The organism is Kitasatospora sp. NPDC005856 (assembly GCF_040629945.1).
GTDB lineage: Bacteria > Actinomycetota > Actinomycetes > Streptomycetales > Streptomycetaceae > Kitasatospora.
In genome coordinates this window covers 1-26,819 of record NZ_JBEXWT010000112.1, presented here as the reverse complement: position 1 = coordinate 26,819, position 26,819 = coordinate 1, and the positions used below count along the sequence as shown (strand labels likewise).

Below are 26,819 nucleotides of genomic sequence, written 5' to 3'. Positions count from 1 at the left end.
GGCAATCCGGACAACCAGATCTGCTTCACCGTCACCGGCACGACGGGGAACCTCTCCCTCCAGCTGCCCGACGTCTTCTTCATCCAGACCAGCGGCGGCCGCTCGGTCCGCGCCGGCCTCACCGTCGGCACCACCTCGCAGACCGTCGACGTCCCCACGAACGGCGTCAAGGGAGTCGGCGAAGGCACCGGCGGCAGCCCGGCGGCCCTCGTCGAGCTGACCGTCACCGGCTGACCGCCACCACCCCGCATCCACCTCTCACGTTCGGGAGCCCACTCATGCCTCGCACCACCTCGTCGCGCAACCTGCGGGCGGGCGCGCTGACCGCGGCCGTGGCCGCCGGCACGTTGAGCACGTTCTCTCCGGCCGGCGCCGTCTCCGGTGACACGGCCGCCGACGGCACCTACACCACCGCCGCCCGGATCGTCCTCGGTGACAACCTGCGCGGCTGCACCGGCGCGCTGGTGGACCGTTACTGGGTGCTCACCGCCGCGTCCTGCTTCTCCGACGACCCGGCGCAGCCGCAGGCGCCGGCCGCGGGTGCGCCGAAGTGGAAGACGACCGTCACGGTCGGTACCAAGTCGGCCGAGGTGGCCGAGCTGGTGCCGCGCCAGGACCGCGACCTGGTGATGGCCCGCCTCGCCACGCCCGTCGACGGCGTCGCGCCGCTGCCGCTGGCCGCCACGGCGCCGACCGCCGGGCAGAGCCTGCGCGTCTCCGGTTTCGGCCGGACCAAGGGCGAGTGGGTGCCGGACAAGCCGCACACCGGGGCGTTCAGCCTCGACACCGTGGGCCCGACCGGTATCGGTACCACCGGTACCGGTGGCGCGGCGGTCTGCAAGGGTGACACCGGTGCCCCGGCGATCCGGGAGGTCAACGGCCGGGCCGAGCTGGTCGCCGTGGCCTCCCGTTCCTGGCAGGGCGGCTGCCTGGGAACCCCGGCCACCGAGACCCGCACCGGTGCGTACAGCTCCCGGGTCGACGACCTCGGCGACTGGGTGAAGGACCTGCGGTACCGCACGGCGGAGGTCAAGGCCGGCCTGCACGTGCAGATCATCGACATCAACAGCAGGCTGTGGGACACCGCCGTCGACCGCAAGGTCGGCAACTGGCTCGGCAGCTGGTCGCCCGTCAACAGCGTCGCGCTGACCGCCGTGGACAGCGTCGCCATCGGCGACACCGTGCACGTCTTCGCCGTGGGCTCGGACGGCAAGGTCTACACCCACGACGGCAAGGTCGGCGGCGCGTGGACCCCGTGGGGCGAGGTGCGCGGCGGTGCGGGCGGCGCCAAGGGCATCACCGCCACGGCCCGCGGCAACACCGTCAGCCTGCAGATCATCGGCTCCGACAACTCCCTCTACAGCACCCACGCCGACTACACCGCCGGCGCGTGGGCGGAGTACTGGGAGCCGGTCGGCACCAACAACCTGAAGGCCATCACCAGCACCACCACCCCCGACAACGTGGTCCACGTCTTCGCCGTCAACGAGGACAGCCGCGTCTACACCCGCGACCAGCTGACCAACGGCCAGTGGACGCCGTGGGGTGAGATCCCCGGCGGTGCCGTCGGTGTCCAGGGCATCACCGCCGCCGCCCGCGGCTACACCGTCGACCTGCAGATCATCGGCGGCGCCGGCGACCTGTTCACCACCTACGGCCACTACGACCTCGGCCGCTGGGACCAGCAGTGGCAGAAGGTCAGTGACAACAAGCTGAAGGCCATCTCCAGCAGTGCCGAGGGCAACGTCGTCCATCTCGTCGCCGTCAACGAGGACGACAAGGTCTACAACCGCGACGCCGACTACAACGCCGGCAAGTGGACCCCGTGGGGCGAGGTCCCCGGCGGCGCCACGGGCGTCAAGACCATCACCGCCACCACCACCGGCTGACCAAGCCCGCATCGCGTCCCGCCGGTCCGGCGGGACGCCCACCTCGTACTCCTCAGGGGGGATTCCTGATGTCCCGCAAGTCCCGGGTCCGCGTCCAGCGGGCGGGTGTGCTGGTGGCGGCCGCTGCCGCCAGTACGTTGAGCACCTTCTCTCCGGCCCAGGCCGTGGTCGGCGACGCGGCCGCCGACGGCACCTACGCCTCCACCGCCCGGCTGGTGATCGGTGACAACCTGCGCGGCTGCACCGGCGCGCTGGTGGACCGTTACTGGGTGCTCACCGCCGCGTCCTGCTTCTCCGACGACCCGGCGCAGCCGCAGGCGCCGGCCGCGGGTGCGCCGAAGTGGAAGACGACCGTCACGGTCGGTACCAAGTCGGCCGAGGTGGCCGAGCTGGTGCCGCGTCAGGACCGTGACCTGGTGATGGCCCGTCTCACCACGCCCGTCGACGGAGTCCCCGCGCTGCCGCTGGCGGTCACGGCGCCGACCGCCGGGCAGAGCCTGCGGGTGCCCGGGTACGGTCGCACCAAGGACGAGTGGGTGCCGGGCAAGCTCCACTCCGGCGCCTTCACCCTCGACACCGTGAGCCCGACCGGTATCGGCACCACCGGTACGGGCGGCGCGGCGGTCTGCAAGGGTGACACCGGTGCCCCGGCGATCCGGGAGGTCAACGGCCGGGCCGAGCTGGTCGCCGTGGCCTCCCGTTCCTGGCAGGGCGGTTGCTTCGGCGTCCCGGCCACCGAGACCCGCACGGGTGCGTACAGCTCCCGGGTCGACGACCTCGGCGGCTGGGTCAAGCAGGTGAAAGCCTCCCGTCCGGCCAGCGAGCTGTTCGCGGTCGGCGGCGACAACCGGATCTGGGCCAACGAGGGCGGCTACACCACGAACGTGTGGGGCACCTTCGAGGCGGTGCCGGGCAACAGCGCCATGCGGCAGGTCAGCGCCGTCACGATGGGCGACAAGGTCCGGCTGTTCGCGATCGGCGGTGACCAGCGCGTCTACACCGCCTCCAAGGACGCTGCCACGGGCGCCTGGACGCCGTTCGAGGCGGTGCCGGGCAACAGCGGCATCCGGCAGGTGACCGCCGTCGCCATGGGCGACAAGGTCCGGCTGTTCGCGATCGGTGGCGACCAGCGCATCTACACCGCCGCGGGCGACTACGCGGCCGGCACCTGGTCCGCGTTCGAGGCGCTGCCCAGCAGCTCGATCAAGCAGGTGACCGCCACCACCGTCGGCAACACCGTGCGCCTGTTCGCGATCGGCGGCGACGACCGGATCTGGACCACCACCGGCGACTACACCGCCGGGACGTGGACCACCTTCGAGGCCATTCCCAGCAGCGCCATCCAGCACATCACCGTCACCACGATCGGCAGCACGGTGCGGCTGTTCGCCGTCGGCGCCGACCGGAAGGTCTGGACCACCGACAGCACCGCCAACGGCCCCTGGACCCCCTTCGACGCGGTGCCCGACGTCCTCGGCGTCAAGCAGGTCGCCACCACCACGATCGGCGACACCGTCCGCCTGTTCGCCATCGGCACCGACGACCGGATCTGGACCGCCGACAAGAAGGCCGACGGCAGCTGGACGACCTTCTACCTCGTCCCCAGCAGCGCCATCCAGGGCATCGCCGCCACCAACGGCTGACCCGACCCGTAACCAGCCCCCCGCGTGGGCCGTCGGCCCGAGGCCGACCGCCCACGCGGGCTCCCGCAGGCCCACTCGGAGGGGAATCCCCGTGTCCCGCAAGTCCCAGTTCCGCCCCCGGCGGGCGGGTGTGCTGGCAGCCGTCGCGGCGGCCGCCGCCGGCACGCTGACCACCTTCGCCCCGGCCGGCGCCGTCTCCGGTGCCGCGGCGTCCGACAGCACCACCGCGCGGATCGCCGTCGGCGACAGCTTCCGCGGCTGCACCGGTGCGTTGATCGACCAGTACTGGGTGATCAGCGCCGCCTCCTGCTTCTCCGACGACCCGGCGCAGCCGCAGGCCCTCCAGGCCGGCCGGCCGAAGTGGCGCAGCGTCGCCACCGTCGCCGGCACGTCGGCCGAGCTCGTCGAGCTGGTGCCGGCCGAGGGCCGTGACCTGGTGATGGCCCGTCTGGGCACGCCCGTCGAGGGCGTCACTCCGCTGGCGGTCGCCACCGCCGCGCCGACGGCCGGGCAGGGCCTTCGCGTGTCCGGCTTCGGGCGCACGAAGACGGAGTGGATCCAGGACAAGCTGCACACCGGCGCGTTCAGCCTCGACACGGTGAGCCCGGCCGGTGTCGGCATCACGGGGACGGGCGGTGCGGCGGTCTGCAAGGGCGACACCGGCGCTCCGGTGGTCCGGGAGGTCAACGGACGGGCCGAACTCGTGGGCGTGGCCTCGCGCTCCTGGCAGGGCGGCTGCCTCGGCGTCCCCGCCTCGGAGACCCGCACCGGCGCCTACGCCACCCGCGTCGACGACCTCGACACGTGGATCACCAGGACCAGGCACTCGACCCCCTCGGGGACCGTGGTGAAGGCCTCGCCGTTCACCGTGGTCGACCCCGTCACCGACCACCTGCTGACCTTCGTGCAGGACAGCGCGAACCACCTCTGGTCGGTCGATCCGAAGAGCGAGGGCTGGACCGACCTGGGCGGGTACGCCGCCGCCCGTCCCACCGCGATCGCGGACCCGGTCAGCAAGCACGTCAAGGTGTACGTCAACGGGCCGGACAACAAGCTCTGGTCCTACGACCGCACCACCGGTCAGTGGACCGCGTTCGTCCCGACCCCGTCGGGCACGGTGCTGGCCCCCGACGCCGTGCCGCGCACGGTCGTCGACCCGGCCACCGACCACCTGGTGACCTTCGTCCGGGACACCGCCCACCACCTGTGGTCCGTCGACCCGCAGGGCGAGGGCTGGTACGACTACGGCCCGCTGGCCGCCACCGACCCCGTTCCGGTGGTCAACCCGAACGACGGCCACATCGTCGTCCACGTCAACGGTCCGAACAACCGGCTGAACTCGATCGACCGCCGCGGCGCCGGCCGGGTCGAGTTCGTCCCGCCGGCGATGGCCCCCGACGCCGTCCCCTCGACCGTGGTCGACCCGGCCACCGGGCACTTCACCACCTTCGTCCGCGACGCCGCCAACCACCTGTGGTCCGTCGACCCGTGGGGCCCGGGCTGGCGCGACTGGGGCGTGAAGGCCGCCACCGACCCGGTCGCGGTGGCCGACAAGAGCGGCAACCGGACCGTGGTCTACGTCAACGGTCCGGACAGCCGGCTGAACTCGCTGGACTTCTCCACCGGGACGTGGACCGAGTTCGTCCTCACTCCCGCCGGCACCGCGCTGGCCGCGGACGCCGTCCCGCACACCGTCGTCGACCCGGCCACCGGGCACCCGGTCACCTACGTCCGGGACGTCAACGGCACGCTGTGGTCCGTCGACCCGCTGGGTCCGGGCTGGGGCCGCATCCACGGAGGCCCCTCCGCCCCCTGATCCGCGGCAGGCCCGATGCGGCCCGTCCTGCCCAGCGGAGGGCGGGCCGCGACCCGGTCGGCGCACCGCCGACGGCGAAGCCCCACCCGAACCCCGTGCCCGTGCGGCCCTTTCGAACGTCTCAGGGAGACTCCCCATGCCTCGCAAGTCCCAGGCCCGCTCGCGGCGGGCCGGCGTGCTGGCCGCGACCGCGATCGCCGGCGCGCTCGGCAGCTTCGCCCCGGCCCAGGCCGTGGCCGGCGATCCGGCCGCCGACGGTTCCTACGCCTTCACCGCGCGGCTGGTGATCGGTGACAACCTGCGCGCCTGCACCGGTGCGCTGGTCGACCGCTACTGGGTCCTCACCGCCGCTTCCTGCTTCGCCGACGACCCGGCCCAGCCGCAGGTCCTCGCGGCCGGCGCGCCCAAGTGGAGGACCACCGCCACCGTCGGCCGCACCGACCTGACCACGTCCACCGGCAGGACCGCCGAGATCGCCGAGCTGGTGCCGCGCGCCGACCGTGACCTCGTGATGGCCCGCCTGGCCACGCCCGTGGACGGCATCGCCCCGTTGGCGGTCGCCACCGCGGCGCCGACCGTCGGGCAGTCGCTGCGCGTGCCCGGGTACGGGCGCACCAAGACCGAATGGGTGCCCAACAAGCTGCACTCCGGCGCGTTCACCCTCGCCACCGTGAACGCGACCGGCATCGGCACCACCGGTACCGGCGGCGCCGCGGTCTGCAAGGGGGACACCGGCGCCCCCGTGATCCGTGACACCAACGGTGCGGCCGAGCTGGTCGCCGTCGCCTCCCGCTCCTGGCAGGGCGGCTGCCTGGGCGTGCCCGCCACCGAGACCCGCACCGGCGTCCACAACACCCGTGTGGACGACCTCGACGCCTGGGTGAAGGAGGTGCGTTACAGCACCGCGGAGGTGAAGCCGGGCACGCACGTCCAGGTCCTGGGCTCCGACCTCGCGCTGTGGGACACCGTCACCGACCACCGGACCGGCCGCTGGGCCGACCGCTGGTCGGCGGTCGGCACCAGCGCCACGGCCGGCACCCAGAGCGCCGTGGACAGCGTCGCCATCGGCAACGCCGTGCACGTCTTCGCCATCGGCACCGACGGCAGGGTCTACACCCGTGACGGTGTGGTCGGCGGTGCCTGGTCCGGCTGGCAGGAGATTCCCGGCGGCGCCGGCGGTGTCCAGGCCATCACCGCCACGGCCCGGGGCAACACGGTGAGCCTGCAGGTCATCGGCTCCGACGGCGGCCTGCACGCCGCCACCGGCGATTACACCACCGGCAACTGGAGCGGTTGGACGCCGGTCGAGAACAACGGCATCAGGGCCATCACCAGCACCACCACCGCCGACAACGTGGTCCGTCTGTACGCCATCGGCGACGACCGCAACGTCTACACCCGCACCAACACCCCCGACGGCGTCTGGACGGGCTGGCAGGCGGTCCCCGGCGGGGCCAGCGGTGTCCAGGCCATCACCGCCACGGCCCGGGGCAACACGGTGAGCCTGCAGGTCATCGGCTCCGACGGCGGCCTGCACGCCGCCACCGGCGATGACACCACCGGCAACTGGAGCGGTTGGACGCTGGTCGAGAACAACGGCATCAGGGCGATCACCAGCACCACCACCGCCGACAACGTGGTCCGTCTGTACGCCATCGGCGACGACCGCAACGTCTACACCCGCACCAACACCCCCGACGGCGTCTGGACCGGCTGGCAGGCGGTCCCCGGCGGCGCCAGCGGTGTCCAGGCCATCACCGCCACCACGGCCGCAACCATCGGCTGACGGAGCGGCGGAGCGCTCCCGAACCGGCTGGCCCCTCCGCCCCCTGACCCCTTCCGGCCCCTGACCCAGGGACCCTCCGTCCACGGCCCGCCCCGCCCCGCCCCGCGCGGGGCGGGCCGCGCCCGGCCGGCGGCAGTGCCACCGGTGAACCCCATCGGCACCCCGCGCAGCCGCGCGGTGCCGCCCTTCCCGAAAACGTTCCAGGGAGATCCCTCATGTCCCGCAAGTCCCAGGTCCGCTCCCGCAGTGCGGGCGTGCTGGTCGCGGCCGCGGCCGCTGCCGCCGGCACGCTGAGCACCTTCTCCCCGGCCCAGGCCGTGGTCGGTGACGCGGCCGCCGACGGCACCTACGCCTCCACCGTGCGGCTGGCGATCGGCGACAACCTGCGCGCCTGCACCGGTGCGCTCATCGACCGCTACTGGGTCCTCACCGCCGCCTCCTGCTTCGCCGACGACCCGGCCCAGCCGCAGGCCCTCGCGGCCGGCGCGCCCAAGTGGAAGACCACCGCCACCGTCGGACGCACCGACCTGACCACCTCCGCCGGCACGGTGACGGAGGTGGTGGAGCTGGCGCCGCGTCAGGACCGCGACCTGGTCCTGGCCCGCCTGGCCGCGCCGGTCAACGGTGTCGCGCCGCTCGCGGTCGCCACCACCGCCCCCAGCGCCGGGGAGACGCTGCGGGTGCCCGGGTACGGCCGCACCAAGGACGAGTGGATCACCAACAAGCTGCACAGCGGTGCGTTCGGCCTCGACACCGTCAGCCCGACCGGCATCGGCATCACCGGCACCGGTGGCGCGGCGGTCTGCAAGGGCGACACCGGTGCCCCGGCGATCCGTCAGGTCAACGGCAAGGCCGAACTGGTCGCCGTGGCCTCCCGCTCGTGGCAGGGCGGCTGCCTGGGCACTCCCGCCACCGAGACCCGCACCGGTGCGTTCTCCTCCCGGGTGGACGACCTCGGCGCGTGGATCGGCCAGGTCCGCGGCGGCTGGTGGGACACCGTCACCGCCAACCCGGCGGCCCGCAGTTCGGTCTACGACCCGGTCCGGAAGGTCTCCACGGTCTTCGCCGTCGACAGCGACCGCCACGTGGTGTTCTCCTCCAGCTCCGACGGCACGACCTGGAGCGGCTGGACGCAGGTCGGCGGCAACTGGGCGTTCGCGAGCACCCCCACCGCGCTGTACAACCCCGCGACCGACGCCGTCGAGCTGTTCGCGATCGACACCGACGGCGTGCTCAAGCAGACCTACTGGCTGCCGAACGGCCAGGGCTGGAGCGAGTGGTACGCCCAGGACTCCAACCGGAGGTTCACCGGCAGCCCCACGGCCGTCTACAACCCGGAGACGAAGACCGCGGAGGTCTTCGCCACCCAGACCAACGGCGGTGTCGCGCACTCCTACTACACGCCGGGCATGGCGAAGTGGAGCGGCTGGTACGGGATCTACGAGAACTGGCGGTTCGCGAGCAGCCCGAGCGCCGTCTACAACCCGTCCACCGGCGCCATCGAGCTGTTCGCGGTGGGCACCAACGGCGTGCTGTGCCAGACGTACTGGAAGGGGGACGGCGCGAACTGGCACGAGTGGTACTACCAGGACGACAACCGGCGGTTCACCGGCAGCCCCACGGCGGCCTACAACCCGGTCACCAGGACCGTGGAGGTCTTCGCCACCCAGACCAACGGCGGTGTCGCGCACTCCTACTACACGGCGGGCATGGCGAAGTGGAGCGGCTGGTACGACGTCCCCGGCCGGCAGTTCGCGGGCTCGCCGGCCGCGGTCTTCGACCCCGCCACCGGAGGCTTCGAGCTGTTCGCGGTGGGCGGTGACGGCATCCTCTCCCGCACCGAGTGGATCCCCGACGGCAAGCCGTGGCGCGACTGGACCGCCCTGGGCGACTGGAAGTTCACCGCCGGACGGTTCCCGACCGCGACGTTCAACGCCACGGCGGGCGTCATGGACCTCTTCGCCACCGGCCAGGACGGGGTCCTGAACCACGCCTCCTACAAGCCCGGCCCGGGCCAGGTCTGGGGCGGGCTGACGACCGTCCCCGGCAAGACCATGATCACCGGCTGACGGATCCCGGAGCCCCGAAGCACTACGGGCCCGGCCGCTCCCCGACGGATCGGGGGAGCGGCCGGGCCCGCGGCTTCCGGGCGAACCGTCAGAGCCGCTCGGGCACCGGGTTGCCGACGGCCTCGATGGCGCGGCGGACCGGCACCTTCAGCAGGACGACGAAGCCGATCACGAAGAAGATCAGCAGCGAGATGATCGCCGAGCGGTAGCTGCCGGTGACCTGGTAGGCGAGGCCGAAGACGAGCGGTCCCATCCAGCTGGTGCCGCGGTCGCTGACCTTGTAGAAGCTGAAGTACTCGGCCTCCCGGCCGGGCGGGATCAGGTGGGAGAACAGGGAGCGGGAGAGCGCCTGGCTGCCGCCGAGCACCAGACCGATCATGCAGGCCAGGACGTAGAACCAGGCGGGCTGGTGGGCGGGCATGAAGTAGCCGAGGGCCAGGGTGACGACCCAGCCGACCAGGGAGCCGAGGATGGTCCGCTTGGCGCCGTACCGGTGGGCGATCCGGCCGAGCAGCAGGGCGCCGCCGATCGCCACGATCTGGACCAGGAGGACGGCGGTGACCAGGGAGGTCTGCTCCATGCCGAGTTCCTCGCTGCCGTAGAGCGAGGCCTGGGAGACGACGGTCTGGATGCCGTCGTTGTAGCAGAGGAAGGCGGCGAGGTAGAGCAGCGTCAGCGGGTGCTCGCGCATGCCGCGCAGGGTGCGGCCGAGTTCGCGCAGGCTGCCGGCGGCGGGCTTGCCGTCTCCGGTGGTCGTCGCGGTGCGGCTGGGGGCGATGCCGGCCCGGGAGGGCAGTCGCAGCAGCGGGACGACGGTGAACAGCGCCCACCACAGGCCGGCCGAGGCGAGGCAGATCCGTACGGCGGTGCCGGAGTCCAGGCCGAACGCGTCGTGGCCCTGGAACAGCACCAGGTTGGCGATCAGCAGCAGTCCGCCGCCCGCGTAGCCGTAGGCCCAGCCCTTGGAGGAGACCTTGTCGCGCTCGTCGGGGGAGGCCAGGCCGGGCAGGTAGGCGTAGGAGAGCGCGACCGAGACCGCGTACGAGATGTTGGCGACCACCAGCAGCGCGCCGCCGAGCAGGTAGCGGTCGCCGCTGAGGAAGAACATCCCCATGGTGGCGAGCGAGCCGACGTACGCGAAGCCGCACATCAGTTCCTTGTGCCGGCCGGTGCGGTCGGCGACGGTGCCGGTCAGCAGCATCACCGCGACCGAGAGCAGCACGGAGAAGGAGACGGTGTACGGGAAGAACGATCCTGCACGGATCGTCAGGCCGAGCGGGTGCACGTTGCCGGCCGCGTCGGCGGCGTCCTTGGCGACGGTGGTCAGGTACGGGCCCAGGAAGACCGTCAGGACGGTGGCTGAGAAGGCGGCGTTGGCCCAGTCGTTGACGTACCAGCCGAACTGCATCCGGCGCAGGGACCGCCCCTCGTCGGCGGCGGCCGCCGCGCCGTCCGCCGGGGCGGTCGCGGGGTCGGTCGCGGGGTCGGTCGCGGGGTCGGTCGGTGGGTCGTCCGGCAGGTGCGTCGCCGAGTTCGTGGTGCTCATGGGGTTCCCATCACCGTGCTGGAGCCGGTACTGCCGTCCGTCCAGCAGCCGCGCTCGCCGAGGACGTCCCGCAGGACGTCGATGCGATCGGCCATGATGCCATCCACACCCAGGTCGAGGAGAGACCTGATCCGTGTGGGATCGTCCACAGTCCAGACGTGCACCTGGAGTCCGAGCCGGTGGGCCGTGCGGACGAACGCCCGGTCGACCACCCGCACGCCCCGGTGCCGCTCCGGCACCTGCGCGCACAGCCCGGTGTACGGCGCTCCCGGGCGCCGGGACCGCGCCCCCGGACGGGCCGAGGGCAGGAACGATTCGGCCAGCGAACGCAGCCGCAACCGGGCCACCTCGCGGGGGCCGAGGGAGGTGGCCAGCCGGGGGCCGGCCGCGGCCCGGACGGCGGCCAGCCGGCTGTCGGAGAAGCCGCCGACGCAGACCCGGTCCCAGGCGTCGGTCCGGCGGATCGCCTCGACCAGCGGAGCGACGGCCGGCGCCGCCTTGACGTCGATGTTGAAGCGGGCCCCGGGGAAGGAGCCGAGCAGTTCCTCCAGCAGTGGCACCGGCTCGGTCCCGCCGATCCGGGCCCGCCTGACGGCCTCCCAGGGCAGCTCCGCCACCGCCCCGCTGCGGTCGGTGACCCGGTCGAGGCGCGAGTCGTGGAAGGCCACCAGCACGCCGTCGGCGGTCGCGTGCACATCCGTCTCCAGGTAGCGGTACCCGAGCGCGACGGCGGCCTCGAAGGCGGCGAGCGAGTTCTCGGGGCGCCCGAGGTCACCGCCCCGGTGCGCGAAGGCGAGCGGCCCGGGGTGGTCGAGGAAGGGGTGCATGTGGTGCTCCGAGCTGCGGGAGAGGGGGCCCGACGCGACCCGGGAGGCCGGGATCCGTGGACGTACCAGCGCGTTACAGTATTACGCACCCTGTCAAGCGGTAACGCCCCTCGGGCGAAAGGCCCCGAAGGCCCCGAAGGCCCGGAAAGCCCCCCTACGTGCGGGGGGCGACCTGGACGAGGGCATGCCGGCCGTCGGTGCGCCACGGCGTCCCGGTGCCGTCCAGCCGGGCCACGGTGGCGGCGTCGAGGCCCACGACCACGTCCGACTTCAGCGTCCGCAGCGCCGCCACGGGGGAGGGGAAGTGCCCCGCGGCCCCGGCGAACGGCGTGGTCGGCGGCCAGAGCCGGTCGCCGACCAGGCGGCGGTAGTTGAGGTCCCCCTTGACGATCGTCAGCGCCGCACCGGCGAACTCGGCCCGCAGATCGGCGGGCAGGTCGTGGAACGGCAGCGGAGCGCAGAAGAACGGATGCGTACGGACCAGGAGCGCACCCCCGTCCAGCGCCCGCCACAGCCGCCCGCCGATCGCCCCGGCCACCGGGGACGGTGCGGTGCGAAGCCGCCCGACCGCGGCGAGGACGTCGGCCATCGTCGCGTCCGACACGAAGTACGGCTGCGGCTTCACGTACAGCACGACCCGCGCCGCCAGGCCGTGGGCCAGCAGGTGGTCGATCAGCACCAGGTCCGGCAGCAGCTCCCGGCCCGCGTTGTCCGCGACGACGCAGACCGTTCCGGCCTCGTTCCCGGCCCGCTCCAGCGCGGCCCGCAGCAGCGGACCGTCGTCGGCGGCCAGGTCCGGTGCCGACGCCCCCTGGGCGCCCGCGGTGATCCGGAAGCTGAGGTCCGCCCGGTTCCCCCACAGCGCGGAGGAGACCAGCGCCTGCGCCCGCCGGTCCTCCGGCAGCCCGTCGAGCCCGTCCAGCGCGGCCAGCTCCTCGTCCACCGCCGGCCCGTCCAGCTCGGCGCTCTTGAACGGCGCGAAGGGATCGATGCCCTGCCAGGCACCGGGCCGGAAGTACCCGGTGGCCTCCAGCAGCCGCCGGTAGAAGTAGCTCTCCGCCCACAGGAACGGCGCCTCGCCCCACGGCCTGCCCCACAGGCCCTCGCCCCAGGCCAGCCACCTCGCCCCGTCCCGGGCGTCCGCCCCCAGCGGCTCCAGCACCCCGCCGGTGCTCTCCGCCAGCAGCCGCTCGACCGCCGCCCGCTCGCCCGGCCCGTACGGCAGCGCGTCGAGGACCTGCCGGAGCAGCTTCGGGTGGCGCTCGTGGAACACCCCGTGCGCGAAGGACCCGGGCACGCCGCTGCGGATCACCGGCGGCGTGCCCGACGCGCCGCTCACGCTCGACGGGTTCGCGTTCGACGGGTTCACGCTCGACGGGTTCGGCTTCGACACGACGGCTGGCTCGTCTCTCTCGTCCTCGGCGGCCGGAGCCACTGACACGCCGAGTCTAGGACGGGCCGCTCCTCAGCCGCCCGCCCCACCGCGGACGTCCCGGCGCAGCCCGAGGATCTCCGCGACGGCCTCCAGCCAGCGGGCGAGCAGCTGGTCGCCGTCGACGGTGGTGACGGTGGTGGCCGCCGAGCCCAGCCAGTCGTGGGCGAGCCGGGCCGGCTCCGTCCCGGGCAGCGGCTCGGCGAGGTCGGCGGCGTAGCGGGCGCCGCCGCTGCGCACCACCTCGGCGAGGAAGGCGAGCGAGCGGGGGAGCACCCCCAGCCGGTCGGCGGCCAGCGCGGCCGCGACGGCGCCCTCGCCGAACAGCGCCGCCCGGTGCGGCCCGGGGAAGGCCAGGCCGTAGCGGAGCATGGCGGACACGTCGAGCTGGAGCAGCTCGTCGTCGGTCTTGGGCCGGAAGCGGTCGTCGGAGCTCATCGGACCGTCACCGTGTAGGTGGTGCGCACGATCATCTTCCTGTTCTCGTCGCTGGGGGCGGGAAGGTTGCAGTAGCCGCGGAAGCAGTTGAGCAGGGTGACGGCGGTGGTCCCGCTGCCCTTGGCCTCGAAGGTGTAGAAGCGGGTGCCGCCGACGCCGTCCGCGGTCTTCGACTTCTCCGGGAGGTCGAGCTTCTCCTCGGCCAGGGCCGCGACCGCGGCGTCCGGCTTCGGGTCCACGACGCTCCAGCGGTCGCCGACCGAGGTGTTGTCCCGGACGGCGATGGTGAAGCGCTCGCCGACGGCGAGGGTGACCGAGCGCTCCTCCGCGCCGAGCACCCGGCCCCGGTCCGGCCCGCCCGGCCCGTCCTGTCCACAGGCCGTCAGCCCGGCCGCCATGATGGCCGCGAGGACGGCCGTCAGTGCCGCCGTCCGTACCGCCGTCCGCACCGGCATCCTCCTGAACACCCTTGCCACCCCGGTCACTTCGGCAGGTGGACGGCGTAGGCGGTGGGCAGCCGGTTGTCCGAGGCCCCGGCCATGCGGCCGTTGACGAAGTCCTCCTCGCTGACCCAGGTGGTGGTGCCCCACGGGTTGTAGATCTGCAGCATGTTGCCCTCCTGGCCGACGATCATCATCGCGTGGCCCGACCGCTTGCCGTCCTGGTCGTAGCCCTCGACCCCGACCGGCACCGGCTTGCCGTCGGCGACCGCCTTCTCGATGTCCGGCAGCAGCTCCCGCCGGGAGTCGGCGTCCGGCATCTTCTTGTAGTCGAACTCGGCGCCGGTGTGCGGGCTGACCTCCGCCTCCAGCACCCTCTCCTTGCCGTCCGGCCCCATGCCGTCCCAGTTGGCGCCGCCGTCACCCTCCTGGTGCACCCGGTGCTGCTCGTCCAGCAGCCGCTTCTGGAACGCCGCCGGGTCGTCCTCCTGGCCGGTCGGGCCGCCGGTGAGGTCGAGCGCGTAGAGCGGGTCGACCATCGCCCGGGCGGTGACGGTGGAGGAGGCGACGCAGGTGCCCTCGGTGTCCGCCTGCTTCCAGTTGGCACCGTCGAAGGTCACCTGGTCGGTGTTCTTGTTGGAGCCGTTGTCGTTGGTGCCGCCGCTGGAGGTGTCCTCGTCCTCGGTGTGGACCGGCGACAGGTGCGTCCGGAGCCACTCCGGGTCCTTGCCGTGGATCTTGCCCTGGAAGGCGCGGATCTCGTCCATGGAGTGACCGGCCGCCAGCGCCTTCATCAGGTAGGCGCGCTCCTGCGGGGTCTTGGAGTCGGCGAGCAGCTTCTCGAAGTCCGCCCGGTCCTTCTCGTTCATCTTGTCCAGGTACTCGCCGGACCGCTTCATGTCGTTGGCGGTCAACAGCTCGTTCAGCTCGGTCGGACCGTCCGGACCGGAGGTCTCGGCCAGCACGAGCTTGTCGGCGGCGGTGACCGCACCGGACTTCATCTTGCCCGCGCGGGCCTCGGAGGCCAGCTTGTTCAGGTCCCTGGCCGCGGCCCGAGCCGCCTCGTCGGCGTGCTTGGCGGCGTTCAGCATCGCCTCGACGTGGGGCACGGCGGCCTGCTGCGCCTTCTTGCGCGCCGCCTCCTCGTCGTCGCCCTCGAACCAGTCGTCGAACCAGCCGTCCTCGCCGCCCAGCGAGCCCAGCACCTGCTGGAGCGCGGAACGCGCGGCGGCGTCCTGGCCCTGGGCGGTGCGCAGCGCGTCCGCGAGGTGGAGCAGGGCTATCCCGCCGTTGTGGAGCGAGCTGGTCTGCTGGTCGACGGCGCGGGCGGCGGCGGCCACCACCTCGGCGGCCTTCGCCCCCGTCGAACCGGTCCAGACGTCCGGCAGCCCGGAGGTGGCGACCGCCAGGACGTCCTGGTGGAGCTGGTTGGAGTCGGCGGCCGCGTTCTTGTAGCGGTTGCCGGTGGCCTCGATGGTGCCCGGGTCCCCGACCGGCGCGTGGACTCCGAGGGCACCCTTGATCGCGGAGATCAGCCCGTTCTTGCTGTCCGCCTCGCGGACGTTCTTCAGCCGGTCGCTCAGCGCCTTGCAGCGCTGCGTGGTGGATTCACCTGCCATGGCGGATCGTTCGCCCCTGTTCCCGTTGCCCGTGGTGTGGTTCCTGCCGCTGCCCGTCGGCTCTTCGTCGGCTGCTCGGCTGCCTGGCCGTCCGGCTGTCCGTGCTCGGCCGCGGCCCGCGTTCCCTGACTCGGACTCAGCCGAAGGGCCGGTACTCGCCGCTGCTGGAGGCCGCCGCGAGGTCCTTCACCACGGTGCCGTCGGCCGACCGGTAGCCGGCCGATGAGCTCCGCACCTTGCCCGCCAGTTCGCTCAGCGCGCTCTTGATCGTCGCGCTCTCCGCCTGCCAGGAGCTGCTGAAGTTCTGGTACGCCGGATCGACGTCCTCGCCCCCGAAGACGTCCGCGGCGTAGCAGACCGGATCGCTGATCGCCGTTCCGATCACGCCCTCGTCACCTGACGCCTTGTCCAGCGCCTTCGCCTGTCCCTCGGCCCCGCCGGCCTGGATCGCGTACCCCGACCCCTGCGCCATGCTTCACCCCTCGTGCGTCCCCCGAGCCGTCCGCGCGACGGCGTCCGAGCACCATACGGGCCGTCCGGTGCCCGGGCAATTCGTATCGCGCCTGGTGGGGGCGCTGTTGCGAATTCATGACAGAGCGTCCACCGATCGGTCACGGCGTACCGCCGAGGCCGGTCGGCGCCGTCCTGTCAGCGCGCTGCCGGTGTTCTGTCAGCGGTGACAGCGCCGTGTCCGCGTCCGTCCGCGCCGTGCAAGTGGCCCGTCCCAGGCTGCTGTCGAACACAGAGCGACCCATGGGAGGTCACCATGTCGAACAGCATCCGGCCGCACTCCGGCGCGCGCACCACCTCGGTCCTGGTCTCCGGTGCGGGGATCGCCGGCACCGCCCTCGCCCACTGGCTGGACCGCTACGGCTTCCGCGCCACGGTCGTGGAGCGGGCCCCCTCGCTGCGCGGCGGCGGGCAGGCGGTGGACATCCGCGGCACCGCCCTGACGGTGGTCGAGCGGATGGGCCTGCTGGAGCAGGTCCGGGCCCGCCGGACCGGGCTGCGCGGGATGTCCGTGGTCGACGCGGACGGCCGGGAACTGCGCCGCAGCACGGAGTGGACGGCGACGGGCGGGCCGATCGACGGCCCGGACGTGGAGATCCTGCGCGACGAACTCGCCGAGCTGATCGCGGGAGCGGAGCGGAGCGGCCCGGCCGCCGGGCCCGGCGTCGAGTACCGCTTCGGCGACGCGATCGACACCCTGGTGCAGCACGCCGAGGGCGTCGAGGTCCGGTTCCGCGGCGGCACCGAGCGGTCCTTCGACCTGGTCGTCGGCGCCGACGGCCTGCACTCGAACACCCGGCGCCTGGTCTTCGGTCCCGAGGCGGACTACCTCCACCCGATCGGCACCTACGTCGCCGGCTGGAGCGCGCCCAACCACCTCGGCCTCGACCGCTGGGAGATCGCCCACCGGGACGGCGACGACCCGAACTGGTTCTGCATGGCGATGACCGTCCGCGACAACAGCGAACTGCGCGTCTTCGTCGGCTTCCACAGCGACGAGCCGCTCGCCGACATGCTCCCGCGGGACCCGGCCCGGCAGCGGCAGTTGGTGGCCGAGCGTTCCGCCCACGCGCGCTGGGAGCTGCCGCGCTTCCTGAAGGCGATGGGGGAGACGGACGCCTTCCACTACGACGTCATCGCCCAGATCCGGATGGACCGCTGGTCCGAGGACCGCGTCGTCCTGCTCGGCGACGCCGGCTACTGCTGCTCCCCGGCCACCGGCCAGGGCACCAGCGTGGCCCTGACCGCCGCCTACGTCCTGGCGGGCGAACTGCACGCGGCCGACGGCGACCACCGCACGGCCTACCCCGCCTACGAGCGGCGACTGCGCGACCACGTGGCCGCCAACCAGGCGATCCTCGAGCTGACCGGGGACCGCAAGGCCCGGTCCGAGAGCGTCATGAACCCGGGACGGCCCGATCCGAAGCTGGAGGCGGCCTTCCGGGCGGCCCTCGACTTCGACCTGCCGGACTACTGACCGGGGGCGCCCCGTACCGGCCCGGGCCCGTCCCCGTACCGGCCGCGCCCGGCCGGCCCGTACCCGGACTCCCGGGTGCGGGGCCGTCCGGGTGCGGGGCCGTCGCACCCGGCCGCGGCGCCTACCCGGCGACGGCCGGGGAGAGCTCCGCGGCGAGCCGGCGCAGATCGGCGCCGTACTCGGGGTTGGCGAGCGCGGCGGCGAACTGGGCGCGCAGATAGGCGGCGGGGTTGCCGGTGTCGTACCAGGTGCCGGCGATGACCTGCCCGTAGACCGCGCGCCGCGCCGCGTAGGCGTTGATGGCGTCGGTCAGGTAGACCTCGTCCTCGGGCTTCTCGTGCCACCGGAGCGTCAGTTCGCGCAGCTCGTCGACGATGCCGGGGGTGATGACGTAGCCGCCGATCGCCGCGTACGCGGAGGGAGCGTCGGCCGGCTTCGGCTTCTCGACCAGGCCGGTGATCCGCAGCGATCCGCCGCCGAGGTCCTCCTTCACCACCGGTACGCCGTAGCGGTAGGAGTCCTCGGGGGCCATCGGCATCAGCGCGAGCACCGGCGCGTTGGTCTGCTCGTACGCCCGGATCAGCTGCTGCGCGCGGGGGACCTCGGCCACGAAGACGTCGTCGGGCCAGAGCACCAGGCAGGGCTCGTCGCCGAAGTGGCGGGCGGCGTTGAGCACCGGGGTGCCGTTGCCGTACGGGCCGTGCTGGTAGAGGTAGCTGATGTGGCCCTTGCGGGACAGCTCGCCGACCTCCTCGACCGCCGCCGCGAAGGCCGCCTTGCCGTCCCGGCGCAGCTGCTCGACCAGGACGGGGTTGGGGCGGAAGTGCTCCTGGATCAGGCCCTTGTCGCCGTTCACGACGATGGTGATGTCGGTGATGCCGCTCTCGATCAGCTCGCGCACGGTGTGTTCGATGACCGGCTTGTCGCCGACGGGCAGCATCTCCTTCGGCGTGGCCTTGGTCAGCGGCAGGAGGCGGGAGCCGAGGCCGGCGGCGGGGATGACGGCTCGGCGGATCGTCCTGGGGGCCATGTGGCGCTCTCTCGTTTCGTGGCTGGTGCGGCCGCCGTGCTGGCACGGCGTTCCGGTCGACGCTATCAAGCCCTGACGTTGCGTTAAGTGGACGGTCGGCGTACGGAAGTTGGCCCCGCGGAAGCCGTTCGGAGGCGCCCGGAGCCGCGACTGTCCCGCCTCGCGGAGGGCGGTCACGGCGAGACCGGGCCCTTTTTGCTCCCGATTCGTTGCCCACGGCGGCAGACCACCCGAGGACGACCACCGGAGGCACCCCATGACGGACGAGGCCGGCACGACGGACGAGACCGGAGCGACGGACGAGGCCGGCGCGACGGACGAGGCCGGCGCGATGACCGGGCCCGGAGCGGAGGACGGGCCCGCCCTGCCGCAGTACCGCAGCTACAGCTGGGAGGACGACCAGGGGGCCGTCCACTTCACCCTCTATCCGGGCGAGGAGGAGGCCGACGAGGAGCTCAAGGCCGTCTTCCGCGCCAGGGGTGCCCGGATGCTGGCCGACCTGATCGCCGACCAGGAGGCGGAACACACCCCGCCGTTCCCCGGCATGCCGAAGCTCCGCCTGATCCACGGCGAGGGCTCCGCCTGAACACTCCTGCCGAGCCCCCGCCCTCGCATCAACCCGCCCCAGCGTGCGCGCCCTGGCGCGCACGCCGGCGGTGTGCGCCGGACGCTGACACGACGCGACGCGACGCGCCCGCCTCCGCCTCCGGGCGCGGGCGGAGGTGCGGGCCGTAGGCTCAGCCCTTGCCGCCCGCCTTCAGCACCTGGGCCGCGGCCACGCCCGCCGCGCTGAAGCCGTGCCCGCCGCCCTCGACCTCGGCGGCCACGGCGAGGTCGCCGCGGTAGGCGATGAACCAGCTGTTGTTGGCCTGGCCGCCGGCCTCGACGGTGCCGGTCTTGGCGCCGATCTGGCCGGACAGGCCGGCCATCGGGGTCCGGGCGGTGCCCTGGGTGGCGGTCTTGGACATCATGGCGCGCAGGTCCCGGGCGACGTCGGCCGGCAGCTTGCCGGGTGTCGTCACCCGCTTGGCGTCCTCACGCAGCACGGGCTGGCGGAACGTCCCGCTCTGCACGGTGGCGGCGACCGAGGCCATCGCCAGCGAGTTGGCCTGGATCCGGCCCTGGCCGATGTACGAGGCCGCGGCCTCGTCCTTGTTCCCGGGCGGCGGGATGGTGACGTCCCGGCTCGGGACGCCGATGTGCCACTCCAGGCCGAGCCCGAACTGCTCGCGGGCCACCGCGCCCAGGGTGCCGGGCTGGAGCTTCTCCAGGCCCTTGTCGATGAAGCCGGTGTTGCAGGAGTGCGAGAAGTCGTCGGCGAGCGTGTAGGAGGGGAAGTCGCCGGGCTCGTCGTTGTGCCAGGCGCGCGGGGAGTTGGTGGTGGCCTTGCACGGCACCACGGTGTCCGGGCTCACCCCGGCCTCCAGCAGGGCGGCTGCGGTGATCACCTTCATCGTCGAGCCGGGCGCCTGGCCGCCCGCGATGGCGCGGTTGAAGCCGCCCTGCGGGGCGTACGCCATCGCCAGGATGTTGCCGGTGCTCGGCTGGACGGCCACCAGCGAGGCCGGATTGCCGTTCGCCGACTGCTGCTTGACCGCCTCCTCGGCCACCTGCTGGAGGTCGGCGTCCAGGGTGAGCTTGACCTGCGGGGCGCTCGGCGGGGTCAGCACGAACAGCGGCTCCGGCTCGCTGCCGCCGGCGCCCGCGCCGGAGAGCACCACGGCCCGGCCGGTGACGGCGGTGGCGCCGTCCGGCGGGGTGATCTGGGGCAGGACGCCGCGCAGCGACGGGAAGGCGTCGAGCGGCCGGCCCTTGCGGTCGGTGGGCTTGGACACGGCGTTGGTCAGCGCCTTCACCGCGATGGTTCGGCCCGGGGCGAGCTGCGGGTGGACCACGGACGGCTTCCATCGCACCACGGGCCGTCCGTCCTGGGAGCGGACGAAGCTCAGCACGCTGTCGTACTCCCAGGCTTCCGGGGTGCCCTCGAACTCCGCCTTCACCCGGAACCCCAGCGCCGGCTCGCTCGGGGTGTCGGCCTGCGCGCGGCCCGTCCCGGTCAGGGCGAGCGAGCGGGGGCCCACCTGTTCCTGGAACGTGGTCAGCGCGGCGCGGGCGGTTTCCGGCCGGTCGGTCAGACCGGAGGCGGCCGCGATGTCGCCGCGGCTCCAGGCCGCCAGGAACTCCTTGGCCGCCGCCTCGGCCTGCTCGGCGGTCGGCGGGTCCTGCGGGGCCTTCGCCACGGTTTCGGAGCCCTGGTGGCCGCCGCCGGACGGGCCGTTGTCCGTCACGGCGTTCAGCACGTTGTAGGCGCCGTAGCCGCCGACGGCCAGCAGGGCGGCGAACACCCCGCCGGCCGCCACCATCACGATCCGGCGCGTGGTCGACCGGCGCGGGGCCCCGGGGTCGTCCTCCTCGTCCTCGTCGAACGGCACGTACCCGGCGTCGTCGTCGGCGAGTTCGTCGTACTCCTGGTGCGGGCCGTAGCCGTCCTGCCGGTGGAACCCGTCCTGCCGGTGGAACCCGTCGTGCCCGTGGGGTCCGTCCTGCCCCTCGACCCCGTCGTGCCCGCTGCGCCTGGCGCCCTCGTCGTACCCGTCATATCCGTCGTACTCGTCGTGCCGATCGTTCTTCCGCTCCCCGGACATGGCTCCGTCCCCCCTGCGATCCTCCGTGTGCTGCGGGCACGCCCCCTCCGGCATGTCGGCCCGCGGGCCCGATGGGACGAAAGTCCGTTCGGGCGCGGATCAGCCTATGTCGAGACGGGTGATCGGTCGACAGCGGGACGGCCCGCCCGGTGATCGGCCGGGCGGGCCATGGGGGTGCGGGGGCTGCTCAGGCCCAGGGGTCGGTGAAGGACCGGCCGGGGACGGGCTTGGCGATCAGGGCGATGGCGGTGAAGAAGTTGACCTGGCCGATGGCGAGCATGAGCGTGGTCAGCGCCGTGTCGTCGTAGTGCCCGGCGACCTCCGCGTACAGGGCGTCCGGCACCCGCTCGCCCTGCGGGTTGGGCTGGAGGACGGCCTCGACCAGGGCGAGCGCGGCGCGCTCGGGGGCGGTGAACCAGGGGGAGTCCGGCCAGCCGGCTACCGAGGCGATCCGCTCCTCCGACTCGCCGGCCCTGCGGAGGAAACCGGTGTGCAGGACGGTCAGGTAGGTGCTGCCGGCGATCTGGCCGGCCCGCAGCTGGACCAGGCCGATGGTGCTGCGGGGGACGGACCGGTTGCCGGTGGCCTTGAACAGCGCGGCCGAGACCTCGGCGATCTCGGGGACGAGCTCCACCGGGTCCTGGGCCATGCGCGGGCGCAGCGGGACCTCGGCGGTGATCGGGCGGACGGTCATGGTGTTCCTCTTCTCGCGGGTGAACCGTGCGGTCACCCGTCCGACGGATCCCGGCTCGGGTTTGTGACAACCCGGTCCCGCCCGGTCCCGCCCGGACAACCCGGTCCCGCCCGGACCAGAGCCGACTCCGCACCCGGACAAGGCCTCAGCCCAGCGAGGCCGGCGTCGGCCCGTCCGGCCGTACGGTGATGCTGTACGCCGCCCCCGCCGGCCGCGACCGGAACGCCAACCGCCCCATCGGCAGCAGGAGTTCCAGCAGCGCCGTGGTCTCGCGCAGCGCGAACCGGGTGCCCAGGCAGGCGCGGGCGCCGAGGCCGAACGGGAAGTAGGCGCCGAGCTGCCCGGGGCGGTCCGCGCCGGCGGCGAAGCGGGCAGGGTCGAAGCGCTCCGGGTCGGGCCACAGCGCCGGGTCCCGGTGGGTGAGGTAAGGGCAGACCAGCACGTCCGTCCCGGCGGCGATGCGGTGCCCGGCGATGACGTCGTCCTCGACGGCGTGCCGGGGGAGGATCCAGGCGGAGGGGTAGAGCCGCAGTGTCTCGCTCACCAGCGCCTGCGGCTCGGCCGTGCGGGCCTCGGGGTGGCGGTCGAGCAGCAGGAAGAGCCAGGTGAGCGTGGTGGCCGTGGTCTCGTGGCCGGCGACGAGCAGGGTGACCAGCTCGTCCCGGATCAACCGGTCGGTGTACTCCGGGTACTGCTCGCCCGCCTCGATCAGCATCCGGAGCACGCCGGGCTCCGCGGTCGGGCCGGCCGAGCGGGCCGCTTCGATCGCCGCGTGCGCCACCGCGTCGATCCGGGCGAGGTCCGCGGCGACGGCGTCCCGGGCGTCCGCCGCGTCGGTGGGCAGCTTCGGCATGGCGGCGACCACCCGTTCCACCGCGCGGAGTTCGCCGTCCGTCCGGTCGTCCAGCGGCAGCCCGGTGAGCGCCCGCCAGACGGTGTCCAGGGCGAAGCCGCGCATCTCCTCGCCGACGTCGAAGGTCTCCCCGGTGCGCCGGTACCCCTCCCAGCGCTCGGCGGTGCGGCGCGCCGCCGCGGTGATCCGCTGCTCGTAGCCGCGCATCCCGGTGCCGGTGAACTGTGACTGCAGCAGCCGCCGTTGACGCTTCCAGGCGTCCCCGGCGGCGGACAGCACTCCGTCCCCGACCAGCATCCGGGCGCGGTGCGAGCGCTTGACGTACCGGTCCGGGTGGCGGCCCAGGACGTGCTGCACGGCGGCCGGGTCGGTGACCAGGACGGTCGGCGTCGGGCCGAGCCGGAAGGCGGCGATGCCGCCGATGCCGCGCTGCGTCCGGGCCAGCAGCTCGACGAGCTCGGCCTCCTCGGCCCGCCACTGCTCGACGACCTCGGCGGCCAGCTCCGGCACCGGGCGGGTGTCCGTGTTCACGGGGCGGTTCCTTCCGATCTGCTGACGGTGCGTCCGTTCCGACTCTATGTCGGCGCGGGCCCGTCCGGGGTGCGCCGAACAGGTGGCGGGCCCGGCCCGGGGCGGCGCGGCGGCCCGCCCGGCCGTCCGCGCGCGGCTAGCGTCCGACGGGGCCGACCGGCCCCTGCACGCCGCGCGGATGGGAGAACGCATGCCCGGGACCGGGAACTTCGGAGGCGGCCGGACCGGCCGAGCGGCCCGGTGGCTGGCGGCGGCCCTGCTCCTCCCGGCCCTCGCGGCCTGCGGCGGTGGTGGCGACTCCGGGTCGGCCGGCGCCAACCGGGCCGGGCAGAGCGGCCAGAACAACGGCTCGGGGGAGCCGGACGACCAGCGGACCAAGGACCAGGGGGACCAGGGCGGATTCCGGAACGCCGGCGAGCCCTCGGCGAACGTCCAGGGCACCGACCGCACCGCCCTGATCAGCCTGTCCTTCCCGTCGAGGACCAGCTTCACGGCCACGATCAGCAAGGTCTCCGACTGCGGCAGCACGGTGTACGCCACTCCTGCCTCGCAGACGGTCCAGGTGACCGACGGCGAGACCGAGCGGGCCGAGTTCCGGCTCCCGCCGTGGAAGCCCGGGACGAAGAGCCGGAACATCTGCCTCACGGTGGCGGCCGACGACTCCGTCAAGCGGATCGAGGCCGTGGGCTCGGTGGAGATCATCAGCCCTGACGAAGGGTCCACCACCGGCAACGGCGGGACCCCGGGCAACGGCGGGACCTACGGCTCCACCCCCACCGGCGGGTCGAGCCCGTACACCGGTGCCCCCACCGGCACCGGGAGCACCCCCTGAGCCCTGCCGAGGGGGAGTCCCCGGGAGGGCCGGAGCAGCCGCCGGCGCGCTCCTGGTCGGACTGGATCGCCAAGCTCGCCACCTGGGTCGCTCCGACCACCCTCCTCACCGCGCTGCTCTTCTTCTTCGGCTACGCCTACACCAGTTCGCTCTACAGCTACTTCGGCATCGACGCCGGCACGATCGGCTTCGCCACCCAGGACCTCCTGCTCCGCAGCTCCCCCGCGCTCTACGTCCCGGCCGGGGTCGCCCTGTGCGGGGCCCTGGTCGGAGCACTGGGCTACCACCTCGCGACCAGGGCGGCCGCGGGCGGTACGGTCGGCGCCCGGACGGTGCGACGGGCCTGCGTGGTCGTCGCCGCGCTGGTCGTCCCGCTGCTGGTGCTCGGCTTCCTGGCCGGCTTCGAGGTGTTCGACGCCGGCCCGATGGGCACCCCGCTGCTGATCGGCGGCGGGCTGCTGCTCGCGGTCCTGGCCCGGATGATGTACGTGCGCGGCACCGGCGCGCCGTACCCGCTGACCGGCGAGCGGGCGGCGGTGGGGATCAGCGTGGCGATCATCGTGCTCTGCGCGTTCTGGGCGGTCGGCGGCTACGCCCAGCAGAAGGGCACGGCCGACGCGGAGCAGCTGGCCCGCCACCTCTACCGGCGTCCGGCGGTCGTCCTGGACACCTCGGAGCGCCTCTACCTGGGGTGGTCCGGGGTGCGGGAGACGGTGCTGCCCGACGTGGAGCAGGGGGCGCGGTTCCGCTACCGCTACGAGGGCCTGCGACTGCTGGCCCACGCCGGCGGCCGGATGTTCCTGGTCCCGCGCACCTGGACCTGGGAGACGGGCAACGGCCTGATCGTCCCCTTCGACGCCACCGTCCGGGTCGCCTTCCACCCGGGCTGAGGCCAGGCGGTCGGCCGACACGGCTGCGCCGCGGTCCGTCCCCTCGACGGACCGCGGCGCAGCGGTTTCACCGGGCGTCAGGGCGCCCCGGTCACACCTGCTGCCAGAGCGCCGGCACGACCGGCGGCTCCCAGCCGACCTGGGCGGTGTGGCCCTGGAGGCAGCGGTAGCTGACCCCGTTGTAGGTCACGACGTCACCTGCCTGGTAGGTGGTGCCGGGGGTCCAGGTGCCACCGGGGTTCGGCGAGTCGTTGCCCACCACCAGGGAGAAGCTGGTGCTGTGGGTGGCCGAGCCGGTCCCGGTCAGGGTGATGGTGTAGGTGCCGGTGGCGGTCGAGGCGGAGGTGGCGACGGTGAGCGTCGCCGAGCCGCCGGACTGCACCGAGGACGGGTTGAAGGAGACCGTCACGCCGGCCGGCGCGCCCGAGGCGGTCAGGTTGACCGTCTGGGCCGAGCCGGAGGTGGTCGAGGTGGCGACCGTCGCGCTGGCGGTCTCACCGGGCTTGACGGTGGCGGTGGTCGGGTTCACCGAGACGGAGAAGTCGTTGGTGGGCGTGGTGCCGCCGACCGAGGTCTTCCAGATGGTGTACGCCACGCCGTCGGCGCTGCGGTTCAGCACCGTCGCGTCGATGTTGCCGGTGGTGTCGCAGGAGGAGTGGTAGCAGGAGTCGTAGGAACGGCCCGCCGTGCCGCCCCACTTGGCCGCCTGGGCCGAGGTCTTGGTGTCGCTGGCGCCGGCCGCGTAGCCCGAGGTCGGGATGCCGGCCTGCTGGAAGGAGTAGTCGTCCGAGCGGCCCTGGCCCTCGACGTTCTCCTCCGGCTTGAGGTTCAGCGAGTCCCAGTAGGCCTTCATCGGCGCGGAGGCCGCGGAGTTGATGTTGTTGATGAAGTACCCGGCGTTGGTCGAGGCGATCATGTCGAAGTTGTAGTACGCCTTGATCGCGGAGCGCTGGGCGGAGCCCAGCTGGCCGACGTAGGACTGCGAGCCCTGCAGGCCCTGCTCCTCACCGGTCCACCAGGCGAACCGCACGTGCCGGGTCAGGCTGGGGTTCTGCTGGGCGAGCACGAGCGCGTTCTCCAGCAGGGTGGCCGAGCCGGAGCCGTTGTCGTTGATGCCGGGGCCGGCCGAGACGCTGTCCAGGTGGGCGCCGAACATGGTGACCTGGTCGGCCGGGCCGCCCGGCCAGTCGGCGATCAGGTTGTTGGACTGGTAGGTGCAGGAGGTGCAGGTCTGCTCGGTGACGCTGTAACCGGCCGCCTGGAGCTTGCCCTTGATGTACGCCAGCGACTGGCTGTGTCCGGCGCTGCCCGCCCGGCGGTGGCCGCCGTTCTGGTTGGCGATGCTGTTCAGCTGGGCCAGGTGGGCCTGGATCTTGGCGACGTCGATGTCGGGCGCGGCCCCGCCGGGGTTGCCCCCGCCGCCGACGGTGAGGCTGTACTGGGCGGTGTGGGTGGTGGCGCCGGCGGTGCCGGTGACGGTGATCTGGTACGTCCCGGCCACGGCGGTGGCGGAGGCGGTCAGGGTCAGGGTGGCGGAGGAACCGGCCTGCACCGAGGAGGGGTTGAAGCTCGCGGTGACGCCGGACGGCAGGCCGGAGGCGGTGAGGGCGACGGTCTGCGCGGTGCCGGAGGTCACCGCGGTGCTCACGGTCGACGTGGTGGAGGCGCCGGGCTGGACGGAGCCGGACGCCGGGCCGAGGCTGAGCGAGAAGTCGTTGGCGCCGGACGGCGTGCAGGTGGGGTCGCCGCTCTGGGCCGGGACGCTGACGGCGTCCCAGGCGGCCTTGGCGCGGTTGAAGAAGGTGCAGGTGGCGTCGAGGCTCTTGGCGGCGGTCAGGGTGGCGGTGCGGTA

At 73.4% G+C, this 26,819-nt stretch carries 21 protein-coding genes and 1 pseudogene; 10 read left to right on the top strand and 12 right to left on the bottom strand.

The annotated features are described in order from the left end of the window. From ABZ449_RS37305 to ABZ449_RS37280, 6 genes and pseudogenes are all read left to right on the top strand, one after another. Nucleotides 1–234, top strand: a pseudogene (locus ABZ449_RS37305) (hypothetical protein); the annotation flags it as partial. A 44-nt stretch (nucleotides 235–278) separates the two neighbouring features. After that, nucleotides 279–1,889 (top strand): trypsin-like serine protease, encoded by a 1,611-nt coding sequence (locus tag ABZ449_RS37300; RefSeq protein WP_360355171.1) that lies wholly within the window; start codon nucleotides 279–281, stop codon nucleotides 1,887–1,889. A 68-nt stretch (nucleotides 1,890–1,957) separates the two neighbouring features. Then, nucleotides 1,958–3,532, top strand: a complete 1,575-nt coding sequence (locus ABZ449_RS37295; protein WP_360355168.1) for a trypsin-like serine protease — start codon at nucleotides 1,958–1,960, stop codon at nucleotides 3,530–3,532. A gap of 91 nt (nucleotides 3,533–3,623) precedes the next feature. Next, nucleotides 3,624–5,348 (top strand): trypsin-like serine protease, encoded by a 1,725-nt coding sequence (locus ABZ449_RS37290; RefSeq protein ID WP_360355165.1) that lies wholly within the window; start codon nucleotides 3,624–3,626, stop codon nucleotides 5,346–5,348. A 136-nt stretch (nucleotides 5,349–5,484) separates the two neighbouring features. Further along, nucleotides 5,485–7,134 carry a trypsin-like serine protease gene (locus tag ABZ449_RS37285; RefSeq protein WP_360355162.1) on the top strand — a complete coding sequence of 550 codons (1,650 nt, stop codon included), beginning with the start codon at nucleotides 5,485–5,487 and terminating at the stop codon, nucleotides 7,132–7,134. A 215-nt stretch (nucleotides 7,135–7,349) separates the two neighbouring features. Beyond that, nucleotides 7,350–9,203 (top strand): trypsin-like serine protease, encoded by a 1,854-nt coding sequence (locus ABZ449_RS37280; protein ID WP_360355160.1) that lies wholly within the window; start codon nucleotides 7,350–7,352, stop codon nucleotides 9,201–9,203. A gap of 88 nt (nucleotides 9,204–9,291) precedes the next feature. Here the strand turns inward: ABZ449_RS37280 and ABZ449_RS37275 are convergent, their stop codons facing one another. The 7 genes from ABZ449_RS37275 to ABZ449_RS37245 all read right to left on the bottom strand — a co-directional run bounded on the left by ABZ449_RS37275 (nucleotide 9,292) and on the right by ABZ449_RS37245 (nucleotide 15,977). After that, on the bottom strand, nucleotides 9,292–10,611 hold the full coding sequence (locus ABZ449_RS37275) for an MFS transporter (RefSeq protein ID WP_360355173.1): 1,320 nt from the start codon (nucleotides 10,609–10,611) through the stop codon (nucleotides 9,292–9,294). A 134-nt stretch (nucleotides 10,612–10,745) separates the two neighbouring features. Beyond that, nucleotides 10,746–11,576, bottom strand: a complete 831-nt coding sequence (locus ABZ449_RS37270; protein ID WP_360355158.1) for a glycerophosphodiester phosphodiesterase — start codon at nucleotides 11,574–11,576, stop codon at nucleotides 10,746–10,748. Nucleotides 11,577–11,730: 154 nt separating this feature from the next. After that, the gene (locus ABZ449_RS37265) at nucleotides 11,731–12,915 is read right to left on the bottom strand and encodes a damage-control phosphatase ARMT1 family protein (protein WP_360355155.1); all 1,185 of its coding nucleotides are present in this window, start codon (nucleotides 12,913–12,915) and stop codon (nucleotides 11,731–11,733) included. 126 nt (nucleotides 12,916–13,041) lie between these two features. Beyond that, nucleotides 13,042–13,446, bottom strand: coding sequence for a hypothetical protein (locus tag ABZ449_RS37260; protein WP_360355152.1), 405 nt, complete (start codon nucleotides 13,444–13,446; stop codon nucleotides 13,042–13,044). After that, complete coding sequence (locus ABZ449_RS37255) at nucleotides 13,443–13,901, bottom strand: protease inhibitor I42 family protein (RefSeq protein WP_360355149.1); 459 nt, start codon at nucleotides 13,899–13,901, stop codon at nucleotides 13,443–13,445. Before ABZ449_RS37255 ends, ABZ449_RS37260 begins: the two co-directional genes overlap by 4 nt. 26 nt (nucleotides 13,902–13,927) lie before the next feature. Then, nucleotides 13,928–15,505: a peptidoglycan-binding protein gene (locus ABZ449_RS37250; protein ID WP_360355146.1), complete on the bottom strand. Its 1,578-nt coding sequence runs from the start codon at nucleotides 15,503–15,505 to the stop codon at nucleotides 13,928–13,930. 136 nt (nucleotides 15,506–15,641) lie between these two features. Then, a complete protein-coding gene (locus ABZ449_RS37245) occupies nucleotides 15,642–15,977 on the bottom strand; it encodes a hypothetical protein (RefSeq protein WP_360355144.1) in 336 nt (111 codons plus the stop codon). Nucleotides 15,978–16,271: 294 nt separating this feature from the next. On the opposite strand from ABZ449_RS37245, the gene ABZ449_RS37240 reads away from it, so the two are divergent. Then, complete coding sequence (locus ABZ449_RS37240; RefSeq protein WP_360355142.1) at nucleotides 16,272–17,492, top strand: FAD-dependent monooxygenase; 1,221 nt, start codon at nucleotides 16,272–16,274, stop codon at nucleotides 17,490–17,492. Between the two features lie 121 nt (nucleotides 17,493–17,613). On the opposite strand, the gene ABZ449_RS37235 is transcribed toward ABZ449_RS37240, so the two are convergent. Beyond that, nucleotides 17,614–18,522 carry a UTP--glucose-1-phosphate uridylyltransferase gene (locus ABZ449_RS37235; protein WP_360355139.1) on the bottom strand — a complete coding sequence of 303 codons (909 nt, stop codon included), beginning with the start codon at nucleotides 18,520–18,522 and terminating at the stop codon, nucleotides 17,614–17,616. A gap of 256 nt (nucleotides 18,523–18,778) precedes the next feature. On the opposite strand from ABZ449_RS37235, the gene ABZ449_RS37230 reads away from it, so the two are divergent. Beyond that, nucleotides 18,779–19,108 carry a hypothetical protein gene (locus ABZ449_RS37230; protein WP_360355136.1) on the top strand — a complete coding sequence of 110 codons (330 nt, stop codon included), beginning with the start codon at nucleotides 18,779–18,781 and terminating at the stop codon, nucleotides 19,106–19,108. A gap of 151 nt (nucleotides 19,109–19,259) precedes the next feature. On the opposite strand, the gene ABZ449_RS37225 is transcribed toward ABZ449_RS37230, so the two are convergent. The 3 genes from ABZ449_RS37225 to ABZ449_RS37215 form a co-directional block, all read right to left on the bottom strand. Continuing rightward, nucleotides 19,260–21,167 carry a penicillin-binding transpeptidase domain-containing protein gene (locus ABZ449_RS37225; RefSeq protein ID WP_360355135.1) on the bottom strand — a complete coding sequence of 636 codons (1,908 nt, stop codon included), beginning with the start codon at nucleotides 21,165–21,167 and terminating at the stop codon, nucleotides 19,260–19,262. 187 nt (nucleotides 21,168–21,354) lie between these two features. Continuing rightward, nucleotides 21,355–21,861, bottom strand: a complete 507-nt coding sequence (locus ABZ449_RS37220) for a carboxymuconolactone decarboxylase family protein (RefSeq protein WP_360355132.1) — start codon at nucleotides 21,859–21,861, stop codon at nucleotides 21,355–21,357. Between the two features lie 145 nt (nucleotides 21,862–22,006). Further along, on the bottom strand, nucleotides 22,007–23,245 hold the full coding sequence (locus ABZ449_RS37215; RefSeq protein WP_360355131.1) for a cytochrome P450: 1,239 nt from the start codon (nucleotides 23,243–23,245) through the stop codon (nucleotides 22,007–22,009). 190 nt (nucleotides 23,246–23,435) lie between these two features. Between ABZ449_RS37215 and ABZ449_RS37210 the strand changes: the two genes are divergently transcribed. Then, entirely contained in the window at nucleotides 23,436–24,077 is a 642-nt protein-coding gene (locus ABZ449_RS37210) for a hypothetical protein (protein ID WP_360355128.1), read from the top strand. 332 nt (nucleotides 24,078–24,409) lie between these two features. Next, entirely contained in the window at nucleotides 24,410–24,967 is a 558-nt protein-coding gene (locus ABZ449_RS37205; RefSeq protein ID WP_360355126.1) for a hypothetical protein, read from the top strand. Between the two features lie 91 nt (nucleotides 24,968–25,058). Here the strand turns inward: ABZ449_RS37205 and ABZ449_RS37200 are convergent. Then, nucleotides 25,059–26,819 (bottom strand): M28 family peptidase (locus ABZ449_RS37200; RefSeq protein WP_360355124.1); only part of this gene is annotated, 1,761 nt, incomplete at its 5' end.